The organism is Candidatus Hydrogenedentota bacterium (assembly GCA_019637335.1).
Classification (GTDB): domain Bacteria; phylum Hydrogenedentota; class Hydrogenedentia; order Hydrogenedentales; family JAEUWI01; genus JAEUWI01.
Genome location: JAHBVV010000040.1, coordinates 1 through 14,016, shown reverse-complemented (window position 1 = coordinate 14,016; position 14,016 = coordinate 1). Strand labels below are relative to the sequence as shown.

Here is a 14,016-nt window from a genome sequence, read left to right as displayed (position 1 = left end):
TCGCATTGGTCTCGATTTCTGGTAGTGGCTGGCGGCCGGCGAAACGTTACGCCGTCACGGTATTCATGTTCAGCACGCGTTCCGTCCGTGCACCGGCGAGGTTGGCGTTCTTAAGATTGGCGTTCTGGAAATCCGCGCCGTCGAGAATCGCACTCTTGAGGTCCGCTCGAACGAGGTTGGCGCTGGTGAGAACGGCCTTTGTGAGGTCCGACTTGCAGAGCGCGGCGCGTTCGAGTGAGCTCTCGCTGAAATCCGCGCCCACCAGATCCGCATTCTGGAGATCCGCTTTTCGCAGGTTACACCGGTGCAGGCGGGCGCCCGTGAGGTCCGCTCCGCGCAGATCGGCTCTTTCAAGATTCGCGTCCCGCAAATCGGCGTAACGCAAATCGGCGCGGCGCAAGTTGGCATGCTTCATGTTGGCTCCCGAGAGATTGGCGCCGCGCAGGTTGGCCCACGTAAGGTTTGCGTCGGAAAGATTGGCTCCCTCAAGGATTGCATCCTGCAAATTAACCTTCGTGAGGTTGACGTGGGTCAAGTCCGCATCCGGAGCCCGCGTTCCGTCCTGGATCGCCTGCGAGCGGTGCGCTTCGGTGCGTTGCAACTTGTCCAGATTCGACTGGATGAGATTCTCATCGTGCAGATAGACGCCGGCAAGTTGTATTCCAACGAGGCTGGCGTGCTTCAGGTCGGGCTGCTCATTGGGATGCTCCATCCTCCAGGTATTCCAGGGTGCGATGCCCTGTTTCAGCAGAAGAATATGTTCTTTTCTGGGCATGGGTAGCTTCCCCCGCCCTATCGGGCGCGGTATCCGAACATGCGGACACCGGGATCGCTTCGGCGTGCAGTTGCGGGTGGCTTGAAGACGCGACTTTTTCGCAGAGCTCGACCCATGCGCGGTCGCTCATGGAATCGTAGGAGTGCGATTCGAGGGCCCGGCGGCACAAATCCTGCTCTCTGGACTGCGCTTTTTTCCGGTCGCTTTCGGGGAATTCGGATTTGTGTGGTGATGTCACATCTCAGTGTAACACACCGTCATAAAATTGTATAGCTTTTATATTCGTGGGCGTTGAAAGCGCGATTATGCGCCGGGCCCGCGTTTGGACGAATCGGGCGTGGGAGTAGTGGCCGCTCCGCCGCCACCCGAGTGCGGGATTCATTTCCAAGTGCGGGCCGCCGCGGGAGAAACGACGTGCGGATAGTGATATGGGTCGCGAACGCGGTGCACGAATCTCCGTGAGATTCTATCAGGATGACGCGAACGCGGTAGCATTTCGGGCATCGCGGAGGATAGAAGCAATAGAGGTGTGCTACAATAATTCAAGTGGCGCATTGCTGGCCGCCTTTTTTTGGGGCCGGCAAAGAGATCGCCTGCGAAAGGTATTACAATGGTCAATGACGAAAGCCGCCCGATTCCCGTGCCCGAATTCGCGATCGCGGGTCTCAACGCCCTGGCCGGGGCCGCTGGCGAGAGCCCATGGGAGCCCCGAGGCGCGCTTCGATGGCTTCGCGACAATGGTTTTTATTCGGCTGCCGACTGGGTGGAGCAACATCCGCAGGCCTTCCTGGACTATGTCCGGGCGACGGCTCCGGGCGATGTCTCAGCCCATCGAGCGGACGGGTAAGCGTGCTTTACTGAGGGTGCGGAATATGCGGCGCGCCGTGGAGGCGCCATGGTGACCGGGCTATGTTGGGCGGCGCAGCGGTTGCCGCGGCGGGTTGTCGCCCCTCACTCGAAAGCCTTGATGCCGGTCATGGCGGCCCCGATGGTTAGGGCGTGGATGTTTTCCGTGCCCTCGTAGGTCAGCACGGTCTCCAGGTCCACCATGCGCCGTCCGATGTGGTATTCGTCATGAATCCCGTTGGCGCCCAGGAGTTCGCGGCAGGTGCGGGCGATTTCGAGGGCCTTGCGGCAGTTGTGCATCTTGGCGAGGGCGATCTGGGCGGGTTCCGGCTCGCCAGTGGCCTTGATATCGCCGAGCTGTTTCGCGATGAGGGTCATGGCGGCGAGATCGGCGGCCATCCAGGCGAGTTTGTACTGGATCAACTGGTGGCTGGCGAGGGGTTTCCCGCCGAACTGGGTGCGGTCCTTGAGGTAGGCGAGGGTTTCTTCGAGGCAGGCCGCCGCGGCCCCGCATACGCCCCAGGCAATCGTGTAGCGGGCGCGCGCGAGGCATTTGAGGGCCGCGCCGAGGGAGTTCGCGCCGGGCAGCAGGGCGCTTTCGGGGACCTCCACGCCGTCCAGGAAGAGCTGGGCCGTTTCGCTGCTGCGGAAGCTCCATTTGCCCTTCATGAGCGTGGCGGAAAAGCCGGGCCGATCGGTTTCAACGAGGAAGCCGCAGACCTGGCCGTCCAGCTTTGCCCAGATCACCGCGACGTTTGCGCGGACACCATTCGTGATCCAGCACTTGGCGCCGGTGAGGCGGAATCCGCCGGCGGTACGTTCGGCGCGCGTTTGCATGCCCGCGGGGTTGCTGCCGCAGTCGGGTTCGGTGAGTCCGAAGCAGCCCCAGGCGTCGAGGCGTCCGAGGGGGCCGAGCCATTGGTTTTGCTGTTCGGTCGAGCCGAATTGCTGGATGGCGCCGATCACGAGGGAACCCTGCACGCTGAGGAAACTGCGCAGGGTTGAACTGCCGCGCTCCAGTTCGCGGCTGATGAGGCCGTAGGTGATCGGGTCGAGGGAGGCGTCGGCCACGGCCTCCAGAATGCCCAGCGCTTTCAGGGGCGCGATCAGTTCCTCGGGGAAGGATTCGTGCTGGTGGCAGCGGGCGATGCGGGGCAGGACGTCCTCCTCGACGAAACGGCGTACGGGCGCCACCAGGGCCTGATGGTCCGGGGCCCACGTTTCGTCGATGCGGAGGATGTCGGTGGGGTTATCGTGTGTCATGGTTCGGATGCCGGGAGCTCCCTGGGGAGCCAGAGTCCGTGCATTTCGCGGGGCGTGTCCATGGCGAGCGCGTCCCAGGTCAACAGGTTAAGGGAGAAGCACGCTATCGCGGCGGTGGGCATTTCGAGGGCCTCACCGGCGAGCGCGCATACCAATTCGGAGAGGGCGGGGTCATGCCCGATGACCATGGCGGTGCGGACTTCGGGCGGGAGGGCGCGCAGGGCGTCGAGGTAGGCATTGGGACCGGCGGCATAGAGATCGTCGCGGAGTTCGATTGCGCCGGCGCAATCGAGTGGGCCGGCCAGTCCTTCGGCGGTTCTTCGGGCGCGTTTGGCGCTGGAACAGAGGATGCGGTCCGGGCGAAGCCCCTGCCGGGCGAGGAGTCGTCCCATTCGCGGCGCGTCGCGCTTGCCGCGATCATTGAGTGGGCGATCGTGGTCGGGCTGGCCCTCCTGCTTCCAGGAGGACTTGGCGTGGCGCATGATCAGAAGTGTTTTCATGGGTGTATTCCTTGAACTCATCCGGTTCGTAGCCTATCATAATGGAACGCGATTGGGGAGGGGTATCCCGGGGGCGCCATCCACGCATTTTTGGAGTATTCATCATGTCCAAGCACCCCCGTATCCTGGTCATAGGCGGCGTTGCCGGAGGCGCAAGCGCCGCAACCCGCGCCCGCCGGTGCAACGAGCACGCCGAGATCACCCTCCTCGAAAAGGACGGCTACGTTTCCTTTGCAAACTGCGGTTTACCCTACTATCTCGGAGGCGAGATTGTGGAGCGGGAGAAGCTGCTGGTGGCGAAGCCGGCGCTTTTCGAGAACCGGTTTCGGATCCGGGTGAAGCAACTGCACGAGGCGATCCGGATCGATCGGGAGAAGAAGGCGGTGGAGGGAGTCAACCACGAAACCGGCGAGCGGTTTGTCGAGATGTATGACAAGCTCATTCTGGCGCCCGGCGCGGCCCCGATAATTCCGGAGCTGCCGGGCGCGAACGCGGATAACGTGTTCGCCCTGCGGAATGTGGAGGATACGGACGCCATCAAGGCGTTTCTCGACACGCGAAAGCCGGCGCGCGCGGTGGTGGTGGGGGCGGGCTTCATCGGGCTGGAGATGGTGGAGCAGTTTCACCGGCTCGGCATCGCGGTGGATGTGGTTGAACTCGCGCCGCAACTGCTGGCGCCGCTCGACCCCGAGATGGCCGGCATGGTGGAGGAGACGCTCCGTAAGCACGGGGTTGGCGTGTACGTCGGCACGGGATTGAAGGCGTTCCAGTGCGAGGGAACTTCGGTAACGGGGGTGGTGCTGGACAACGGGCTTGGCCTGCCGGCCGACATGGTGGTGCTGGGCATGGGCGTGCGCCCGTCGGTGACGCTGGCGATGGACGCGGGGCTGGAAATCGGGCCAACGGGCGGCATCGCCATCAATGCGTACTGCCAGACGAACGATCCCGACATTTACGCGGCGGGAGATGCCGTGGAGTACCCGCTTACGTATGCGGATACGCCCATGCGGGTCCCGCTGGCGGGTCCGGCGAATCGCGCGGGTCGTACGGCGGGCGAGCACGCGGCCACGGGCAAGGCCCAACCACTGGGCCGGGTGCAGGGTTCGGCCATTGTGCGCGTGTTCGATGTGACCGCGGCCTCGACCGGCATGAGCGAGAAGGCCGCGGCGCGCCTGGGCAAGACCGCGGCATCGGTGGTCGTGACGGGCGCGCATCACGCGGGGTATTACCCCGGCGCAGAGCGGCTGGTGCTCAAGCTGATTTACGACCCCGCCGGCGGGAAGGTGCTCGGCGCGCAGGCGGCGGGCGGGGCCGGGGTGGACAAGCGAATAGACGTGATCGCCACGGCGCTGCATTTCGGCGCGACGGTGTACGACCTGGCGACGCTGGATCTTTGTTACGCGCCACCGTTCGGGAGCGCGAAGGACCCCGTTCACATGGCGGCGTTCGTGGCGTGCAACCACCTGGACGGGCTGGTTCCGGTGGCGGCGCCGCGCGTACCGCTGGACGGCATGCAGCTGGTGGATGTGCGGACGGAGGAGGAGGTGGCTTGCATGCGCCTGCCGGGCGCGATCCATATCCCAATCGAGCAGCTTCGCGCGGAACTAGGCCAGCTTGATCCTTCGTTGCCCACGGCGGTGCTCTGCCACTCGGGGCTGCGGTCTCACCTTGGCGCGCGCATTCTGATGCAGCACGGTTTCGACCACGTGGTCAATATTACGGGCGGCATGTTTCTGCAGCAGTACGCGCGCCCGGAGCTGGTGGAGCGCTGATCGGGGCGATTAGAAGAGCAGTTTCACGATGAGGATGGCCAGCGTGATGTTGAGCACCACGCGAATGAGTCCTTCGCCTTTCGTTACGGCGAGGTGGGAGCCGATCCAGCCGCCGGCGGCCATGGCGATGGCGAGTATCAGGGCGTATCCCCAGAGGATATTGCCGCTGCCGGCAAACAGAGCGATGGCGACGACGGTGTAGGCTGCTACGATGAACACTTTGTGCATGTTCGTCCGCACGAGATCGAGGCCCATGACGCGGTGGAGCACCGCCATCAGGATGAAGCCCACCCCCGCTTGAATGAATCCGCCGTAGAAGCCGACGAGCACCATGAGGCCGTGTCCAGCGAGGCGTTGCCTGGGCGTCATGTCGGGGGAAGCGATTGCATCCCGCGCGCCGGGATCCTCGGGGCTTTCCGCAGGCCTTTTCTTCGGCTTTTTCTTGTCGAAGGCCATGATGATCATGACGCCGATCATGACCAGGGCGAGGGTTCGGTTGAACCAGACGCCGTCGAGCTTTGTGCCGTAGTAGGCGCCCAGGGCGGCGCCCGGCAGCGCGCAGAGGGCGAGCGAGAGGCTGAGCCGGAAATCGGAGAAGCCTTTTTTTCGGAAGCCGGCGATGGCGGAGATGTTCTGCGCGAGGATGGCGAGGCGGGTGGTGCCGTTGGCGAGGGGGCCGGGCATGCCGAGCAGGAGCACCATGATGGGGAGGACGAGGAGGGATCCGCCGCCGGCGAGGACGTTCAGGAAGCCCGCGATCAGGCCGGCGATGGCGAGGAGGATAGTATACCAGATTTCCATGGGGCGCGGTTGTTTTCCGGTGGGTTGGGGAGGGGGGTCGGGCGAATTTTGGGGAGTTTACCGGGCGGGGGCCTCTGCACACAAGGTAATGGGGTGGGGTTGGGGGGGGTGGGGTTGTGGTGCGACCCCGGCCGGGACGTACCCCCGCCCGGTCGCGTTCGGCGCTGGGGATGGGTGTGTGGTTTGACGCGCGGTATGGTGTGGGGTGCGTGGCGTATGTGCGCGGGTACGTCCCTTGTATGCGGTGGGTTTGCGTTGCTCCGGGCACACGAACGCGCCTGGGCGCGATCGCGTGGCATGCGTTGTGGTCGTGAGGGTGGACGGGGATATCGCCGCGCCGCGCGTTCGGGGTGTTGTTGCATGCGGTGGGTTTGCGTTGCTCCAGGCACACGAACGCGCTGTGGCGTGATCGCGTGGCACGGGGATTGGTTGTGGGTGCGGTTTGTCCATGCGGGGGCGGATCCGGTTTAATATGGGTTTGGCCTGGGCATACACGGGCGGCAACGGCGCGGCCTGTGGCGGACCTGGCGCTCCGCGAGGGGCGTGGGTGGAACGATGATCGTACGAATTGCTTGGATAGTTGTTTTGTTTGGGGGTGCGGGTGTGTGCGGGGCGGCGCAGCCCTCGCTGGCGGCGCGGTGGGACTTTGGGACGGAAGAGACGCTTCCCGTGACGGCGCACGGCGGTGTGCAGCGGGATCAGGCGGGTCCGCTTCCGCCGGAGTTTCCCGATTTTCCCGAGAACAACACGGCGATCCGTCTTGACGGCGCGGGGGCGCGTCTGGAGATTGCGGATCCGGGGGCGGCGAGCGCGTTCGACTTCACCAACGGCGACGCGCTGACGCTGGAAGCGTGGGTGAAGGTGGAGGCGATTCGCGAGGGGCAGCCGATGTACGTCATTGGCAAGGGGCGATCCAATTCTCCGCATTTCGCGCGGGACAACCAGAACTGGGCGCTGCGCGTGGTGGGGCGCGGGGGCCAGGCCCACCTGAGTTTTCTTTTTGCGACGCCACCGGCGCCGGGGCGGGAGCACTGGCATCGGTGGACCTCCGAGAAGGGCTTTCACCCGATTACCGGATGGCATCACATCGCGGTGTCGTACCGGTTTGGCGAGCCGGAGTCGATTCGCGGCTGGATCGACGGGATTCCGACGGACGGCGCGTGGGATATGGGCGGTCCGACGGAGACGCCGCCGGTGGTGGATGACGATGTGATTTGTATTGGATCGTCGCAGGGGGGCAGCCCGTCGAACAGCTTTTACGGGATGCTCGATGCGGTTGCGGTGCACCGGGTCCTGCTCGACAACGAGACAATTTCCTCGCATTTCAACCGCACGGGCGGTCCGCGCGTGATCGGGCCACTGCCGGAGGCGATGCCCGCGCTTGAGGTTCCGGCGGGCCGGGTGGTTTATACGCTTTACGAAGGGATGCCGACGCACGAGCGCTGGCTGAACGAAGACGAAACCTGGCCGGAAGCGTCGGCCCGCTGGACATCGGACACGTTTTTGTTGCCCCGGATTCCGATCCAGCATGACGCGTGGGGAATCCGGGACAGCTGGCGGGCTCCGGTGCTGTTGCGCATGGCGGCGGATGTGGAGCTGGGTCCCGGCGTTCATCGCTTTCTCGTGCGCGCCCGCGCGATCGGGCGGCTGTGGGTGAACGGCGAGCTGGTCGCGCGAACGGAACCGCTTATCAAGCAGCCGCCGAACGGCGAAGAGCCGATGACGCCGATACCGGATCCGATTGCGTCCGGCGCGCGCCTGCCGGGGTACCGTATTCAGGAAGTGACGGGGACGTATACGGTGGCTGGCGCAGCGGATGGCGGATTGGTTACGTGCCGGGTGGTGCTGGAGACGGTGCTGGGCGGCAAGAATCTGCGCACGGAAACCGGCGAAACCCTGGTGGGCGTGGAGACCTCCGACGGCGCGGGGTTCGTGATTCCGCGTCCCGGCGGCGAAGCCCTTCCGCTCACCGATGCGGCGGTGGGGCCGGTGCTGGCGCAACTTGAAGCGGGATTGGCTGACCTGGACGATACGCGGCGTCGCGCGGCGGCGGCGAGCCGCGATCCGTACTGGGCGGAGCGGCATGCCTCGGCGCGCGCGTGGGCCGAGGCCCACCCGGTTCCCGCGCCCGATGCGGAGGCGGCGCACCCGATTGACGCCTTTCTGGATGCGCGCCTTGCGGCGGTCCGCACGGCGGCCTCGGGCGCGGACAGCGACGCGGCGCGCCACTTTCACGATCAGGTGTTGCCGGTGCTGCGCGATGGGTGTTTCCGCTGCCACGGCGACAAGGAGAAGGGCGGATTGCGGCTGAACAGCGGGGACGCGATCCGGGGCGCCGGGGAATCCGAAATACCGGCGGTGGTCCCGGGGGATCCGGGGGCGAGCGAGCTTATCCGGCGGATCCGCAGCGCCGACGAGGATTTGCGGATGCCGCCGACCGGGACGCCGCTGCCCGAGGCGCAGATCGCGCTGCTGGAGGAATGGATTGCGGGTGGCGCGAACTGGCCGGCATCGCCGGACGCCGCCGCGGAGGCCGAACCCGCGCCGCTGCTTGCGGATTTGCCGTTCCTGCGCCGCCTGTACTTCGATACCGTCGGCGTGCCGCCGGGCCCGGAAGAGGTGGACGCGTTTCTGGCCGATTCCGCGCCGGACAAGCGGGCGCGATGGATCGAGCGGCTGGTTGCGGACGAGCGCGTGGCCGATCACTGGATGGGGTACTGGCTCGACCTGCTTGCGGAGAATCCGACGATCATCAATCAGTCGCTGAACAGCACCGGGCCGTTTCGCTGGTTCCTGTACGATGCGCTGCGGGACAACAAGCCGCTGGACCGGCTGGTGACGGAGCTCATCATGATGCGCGGCGCGACGCACGAGGGCGGGAGCGCGGGATTCGCGCTGGCGGCGGAGAACGACGCGCCGTGGGCGGAGAAGGGGCACATCATCGCGTCGGCGTTTCTCGGGGTGGACATGCAGTGCGCACGCTGCCACGACGCGCCGTACCACCGTTCGACGCAGCGCGATCTGTTTGCGCTGGCCGCGATGCTCCAGCGCAAACCGGCCGCGGCGCCGGAATCGAGCAGCGTTCCGGACACGTTTTTCGCGAACCTGGACCGTCCGCCGCTGATCCGCGTGACGCTGAAGCCGGGGGAGGCGGTCCCGCCGGAATGGCCTTTCGCGGCGCTGACGGGGGTGCGCGAGGGTGCGGCGATCGAGGCGCTCCTGGAAGGGGCGGACGATTCCCGCGCGCGGCTGGCGGCGTTGATTACCGCGCCGGAGAACGAGCGGTTCGCGCAGGTGATGGTCAACCGGATCTGGGCGCGGCTGATGGGGGCGGGGATTGTGGAGCCGGTGCACGACTGGGAGGGCCACCCGCCGAGCCACCCCGAGCTGCTGGCGTGGCTGTCGCGCGAGCTGGTGGCGAACGGCTACGACATGCGCCACGTGATGCGGCTGATCCTGACGTCGGAGGCGTACCAGCGCGCGGCGGGCGGGGAGAACCGGAGCGCGCCGCCCGAATCGCGCCTGTTTCAGGCGCCGGACCGACGCCGGTTGACGGCGGAGCAGGTGGTGGATGCGCTCCACGCGGTGACGGGGGCCCCGATGGATTCGGACGAACTGACCTTTGTGTACGACGGCCGGCGCGCGGTGAGCAACCGGCTGACGCTGGGCACGCCGGAACGCGGCTGGATGTTTGCGAGCCTGGCGAACGAGCGGGATCGCCCGAGCCTGACGCTTCCGCGCGCGCAGGTGATCGCCGATGTGCTGGAGGCCTTTGGTTGGACGGGATCGCGGCAAAAGCCGATCGTGCGGCGGGAGACGGAGCCGAACGTGATCCAGCCGGGCATCTTGGCGAACGGAACGCTCGCGATGAATGTAACGCGGGCATCGGACGGCAGCCTGCTGGCCGATCTTGCGGTGGAGGCGGCCACCCCCGAGGCGCTGGTGAATACGCTCTTCAAGCGCGTGCTCGGCCGCATGCCGGGAGCGGCGGAGTTCACGGCGTTTGTCGGCGCGGTGGGTCCGGGTTTCGGGGAACGGCTGGTTTCCGCCGACGAAATCGATCCGCCGGCGCCGCCCGAGCCGCTACCGCTGGTGACGTGGTTCAACCATTTGCAGCATGACGCCAACGCGATACAATTGGAAGTGGAGCGGCGCGCCCGATTGGGTCCGCCGCCCGACCCGCGAATTCGCGCGGACTGGCGCGAGCGCTACGAGGACGCGGTTTGGAGTTTGATCAACCACCACGAGTTCGTGTGGTTGCCGTGACGTTGGCGCGTGGCGCTGGATGGGCGCCTGGACGCCGGAAGGAACGAGGCCGGAGATTATGAAACGATCGAAGCACACGATAACGCGGCGCGAATGCCTGGCGGCGGGGGCCGCGCTTGCGGCGGGCCTGGCGATGCCGGGCGTCCGCGCCAGCGAGACGCCGCTGGTTCGGGGGAAGGCCGAACACGTCATCTCCATCTGGCTGGGCGGCGGCATGGGCCAGGTGGACACCTTCGATCCGAAGGGGAAGGGCGATCCGGCGAGCAATACGCCGGGATCGCTGTACAACAACATTCATACGGCGGTGTCCGGGGTGCAGGTGTGCGAGCACCTCAAGCATCTTGCGCCGCTGATGGATCGGGTGACGGCGGTGCGCACGGTGCATCACGAGGTGATCGACGAGCACGCGGCGGCGACGAACCGCATGCACACGGGCCGCCCGATCACGGGGACGGTGACGTATCCGTCGATCGGGTCGCTGGTGGCGCACGAGCGCGGGGCGGCGGTCGATGGCGCGCCGCCGTACGTGCTGATTGGCTACCCGAACGTGACGCGGGGTCCGGGATTCCTGGGCGCGAAGCAAGGGTACTTGTACCTCACGGACACGAGCCAGGGGCCGGCGGGGCTTTCGCGCCCGGAGTCCATTGGCGAGCAGCGCCAGGAGCGCCGCGAATCGCTGCTATCCACGCTTCGGGACGCGAGCCCCGAGGAGGCGCGCGCGGTGCTGGATTACAACGACGCCATCGAGCAGAGCCTGAAGCTGAGCGGCCCGGAATTCAACAGCGCGTTCCAACTGGAGGCGGAGCCCGCCGATCTGCGCGCGCGGTATGGCGGCGAGTTCGGTCAGCGCTGCCTGTTGAGCCGGCGGCTCGTGCAGCGGGGCGTGCGTTTCATCGAGGTGTCGCACAACCTGAATATCCTGAACGGGGCGGGCTGGGACGTGCACTTTGAGGGCATTCGGGATCAGCACAAGCTCATTCAGGAGCTGGACACGGCGGTGGCGGCGCTGATCGTGGACCTGGAAGCGCATGGCCTGCTCGAGAAGACGCTGATCGCGATTACGACGGAGTTTGGACGCCCCTCGAGCTTTGACGCGCGGGGCGGGCGCGCGCACCAGGGGACGGCGTTCACCTGCGTGCTCGCGGGCGGGGGCCTGAAGCACCGCGGCGCCTGGGGCGAGACGGACGAGCGATCGCGCAGGATCGTGGCGGACCCGGTAAGCGTGCCGGACTTTTTCGCGACGATGCTTGCAGCCGTCGGGGTCGATTACGGGAAGCATCTGTACGATGGGGACCGCCCCGTGCCGATCACCGACGGTGGGACGCCGATCGCGGCGCTGTTTTCCTGAGTTGTTTCTCGGTTGCGGGCGTGACGCGGGGCGCTGTGGGCTCTCCATTGAGGAAGGGACACCACGAAGGGCGCGAAGGACACGAAGAGAAGTATTCTGCGAAGGCGTGGTAATCACGCGAAGGCGCAAAGACGCAAAGGAGATGGCGCGGGTTTCATGTGCCCCTGAAACGATTGGGAAGACTTGGGATAGTCACCTATTGTTGGCAAAATTCGCACTGGCCACGCCTTGGGCACGGACAGCTTCCCGAGCAGGTTGGAAGCGCAACTCGACCGCCGCCTCCGCGCCCTGCCCGTGGGCCGTCCGCGGAGAGCAAAGACGAATGGTGGGAGGAGGACATAGATGGCTGCCTTGAAATAAGAACACCAACCAACCGAATTCCAGCGACTTGGCGGTGTTCTCGCAATGCGCAGTTCGGCGTTGGCGCTATTAGCCCATTTCATCGTTCATGGGTGAGGCGAAGCCCCATGATGGACTGTCCCTAGTTCTCCTGGTTTTCACTGTTTTTCAAAGTCTGCTCGCACGCGGTTGCCGTATTTATTCCTCTCCCTCAGAATCTTCCCTGGAATCGTGACGGTGCCCCTGGAGCGCTCCGCCTATGCCATCGACCACTAGCGCCAGTCCCCATGCCGAAAACAGGGTTAGTGGCGAAAGGTAGCCTGACGCGTATAGGCCCAGTGTTAGCGAAGTACTGATGACCTGTCCCGGAATCTGCCCCAACATTACCCGCTTTTCGCGTTCGCTACTGTCGTTTGCGAATTTCGGATCGAAGACTTCCATGGTCGCCATTATCTCGCGATAGGCTTCGTCCTCGCGTATCTGAATCGCCAATCGGTTGCGGTACTGATATACCCAGAAAGCAATGCCCAGGATCGGTATACATCGATTGCAACGGTCGATTTCCCGGTCGTAAAGGCGTCCCCAATCCATACCTGTCCTCCCCAGTGCCGAAGGTAGAAATACCGAACAAAGTATACGTGCGGCGGTATCCGTGGTCAATAGTTCTGTTGATACTTCAAATTCATCTTGACAGTGGCAAGTTATGGCGATATGATTTTCTTGCGAATTGAAGGTGATTCACGATGGCGGGTAAAATAGGGACAGCCACCTATTCTTGATAAATCCCCGGGTCTGCGCTATACTTTCCCCATGCCAAGACTCGCACGCATCGTGGTGTCGGGGCAGCCGCACCGCATCACCCAGCGCGGTAATCCGCCTTCGGCGGACCTTCGGCCGAGAGGCGGTACCGGCGCCGCACCGACGGCCACTGCCTGATGACGAATCCGCCTGCGGCGGACCTTCGGCGACGGCACAAGCGCTACAGGCGGTAAATCAACCCGTTGCACCAGCGCAGCGGGCATCTCTGGCAGGGGCGCTTCCACTCTTGCACGCTCGACGAGGCGCAGTCCGGCAACGCGATGCACTATGTCGAGCAGAACCCCGTCCGCGCGAAGATGGTGCGGAAGCCATGGCGCTATCCGTGGTCCAGCGCGGCCGTGCATGTGGGGGGGCGAAAGGACGACGGCCTGCTCGACCTCGACCGTTGACGCGAGGTCCACGGAGACGAAGCCCGCTGGCGCGCGGTGCTGGAGCAGGGAATCGACCCCGGTTTTGCCGAGACCTTCCGCCGCAATACGCATACCGGCCGCCCCCTGGGCACGGACCGCTTCCCGAGCAGGTTGGAAGCCCAACTCGGCCGCCGCCTCCGCGCCCTGCCCGTGGGCCGTCCGCGGAGGGTAAAGACGGGTGACAGTTGACAGTTGACAGTTGACAGTTGACAGCGGGGGCGTTGGATTAGATTGAGGGGAGTCAAGTTTTCCGGCCGCCTGGGGGTTGAGCCGCTCGTGCGGGGTGGTTATGGCGGTGTTGGGATGGCGTTGCTCCAGGCACACGAATCCGCTTGGGGCGGAATCGCGAGGCACGGGGGTTTGAGAGGGTTGGAGAAGGGTGGGGTGTTGTGGTGTCGGGGGCTATTGTTGCGTCGGGCAGGATGCCCAATCCGCCTGCGGCGGACTTTTAGCCTCCTTTGCGCCGCTCGTGCGGGGTGGTTATGGCGGCGGTCGGTTGGCGTTGCTCCAGGCACACGAATCCGCCTGGGGCGGAATCGCGTGGCACGTGGATGGTGGGGATGCGTTGAAAAAGCGAGGAGCAGACAGGAGATTCGCCACCCTTGAAGCCGATGGTATACCGCGCGCAACGGCTCGACCCGGACCGGGACATACCCCCGCGCTGGGGCGTGGCGCGTTGACGCTGCGGGACCCGTTGGACGCGGGGGTGTTTGTTGCAGCGTCTGGCTCCTTTGCGCGGGTACGTCCCTTGGCGCCGCCAAGGGACGGGTGCGCGCTGGGAACCTCGAGCCCGCGCACATAGACCGGCGTCCCGCGCATGAGGCCGCCGCCCTTCCTGACCACCGCCGGTGCGCGCGCCTGTCCCGGTCGGGGTCGC

The 14,016-nt window shown here is 65.4% G+C and carries 10 protein-coding genes; 5 read left to right on the top strand and 5 right to left on the bottom strand.

Features of this window, described 5'->3' with window-relative positions:
* Positions 1 to 46: 46 nt before the first annotated feature.
* Complete coding sequence (locus tag KF886_25410) at positions 47 to 775, bottom strand: pentapeptide repeat-containing protein (protein MBX3180699.1); 729 nt, start codon at positions 773 to 775, stop codon at positions 47 to 49.
* Between the two features lie 610 nt (positions 776 to 1,385).
* Here KF886_25410 and KF886_25405 point away from each other — a divergent pair.
* Complete coding sequence (locus KF886_25405; protein ID MBX3180698.1) at positions 1,386 to 1,622, top strand: hypothetical protein; 237 nt, start codon at positions 1,386 to 1,388, stop codon at positions 1,620 to 1,622.
* Between the two features lie 104 nt (positions 1,623 to 1,726).
* Here KF886_25405 and KF886_25400 read toward each other — a convergent pair whose 3' ends face one another.
* Positions 1,727 to 2,884: an acyl-CoA dehydrogenase family protein gene (locus tag KF886_25400; protein ID MBX3180697.1), complete on the bottom strand. Its 1,158-nt coding sequence runs from the start codon at positions 2,882 to 2,884 to the stop codon at positions 1,727 to 1,729.
* On the bottom strand, positions 2,881 to 3,384 hold the full coding sequence (locus tag KF886_25395) for a histidine phosphatase family protein (protein ID MBX3180696.1): 504 nt from the start codon (positions 3,382 to 3,384) through the stop codon (positions 2,881 to 2,883). Before KF886_25395 ends, KF886_25400 begins: the two co-directional genes overlap by 4 nt.
* A gap of 104 nt (positions 3,385 to 3,488) precedes the next feature.
* On the opposite strand from KF886_25395, the gene KF886_25390 reads away from it, so the two are divergent.
* Entirely contained in the window at positions 3,489 to 5,156 is a 1,668-nt protein-coding gene (locus KF886_25390) for an FAD-dependent oxidoreductase (GenBank protein MBX3180695.1), read from the top strand.
* Positions 5,157 to 5,165: 9 nt separating this feature from the next.
* Here the strand turns inward: KF886_25390 and KF886_25385 are convergent, their stop codons facing one another.
* Positions 5,166 to 5,957, bottom strand: coding sequence for a sulfite exporter TauE/SafE family protein (locus KF886_25385; protein MBX3180694.1), 792 nt, complete (start codon positions 5,955 to 5,957; stop codon positions 5,166 to 5,168).
* 555 nt (positions 5,958 to 6,512) lie between these two features.
* On the opposite strand from KF886_25385, the gene KF886_25380 reads away from it, so the two are divergent.
* Together KF886_25380 and KF886_25375 are read left to right on the top strand one after the other, a co-directional pair.
* A complete protein-coding gene (locus tag KF886_25380; protein ID MBX3180693.1) occupies positions 6,513 to 10,223 on the top strand; it encodes a DUF1553 domain-containing protein in 3,711 nt (1,236 codons plus the stop codon).
* A gap of 58 nt (positions 10,224 to 10,281) precedes the next feature.
* Positions 10,282 to 11,571 (top strand): DUF1501 domain-containing protein, encoded by a 1,290-nt coding sequence (locus tag KF886_25375; GenBank protein ID MBX3180692.1) that lies wholly within the window; start codon positions 10,282 to 10,284, stop codon positions 11,569 to 11,571.
* Positions 11,572 to 12,108: 537 nt separating this feature from the next.
* Here KF886_25375 and KF886_25370 read toward each other — a convergent pair.
* A complete protein-coding gene (locus KF886_25370) occupies positions 12,109 to 12,501 on the bottom strand; it encodes a hypothetical protein (protein ID MBX3180691.1) in 393 nt (130 codons plus the stop codon).
* 410 nt (positions 12,502 to 12,911) lie between these two features.
* On the opposite strand from KF886_25370, the gene KF886_25365 reads away from it, so the two are divergent.
* The gene (locus KF886_25365; protein ID MBX3180690.1) at positions 12,912 to 13,118 is read left to right on the top strand and encodes a hypothetical protein; all 207 of its coding nucleotides are present in this window, start codon (positions 12,912 to 12,914) and stop codon (positions 13,116 to 13,118) included.
* The last annotated feature ends 898 nt before the right edge of the window (positions 13,119 to 14,016 follow it).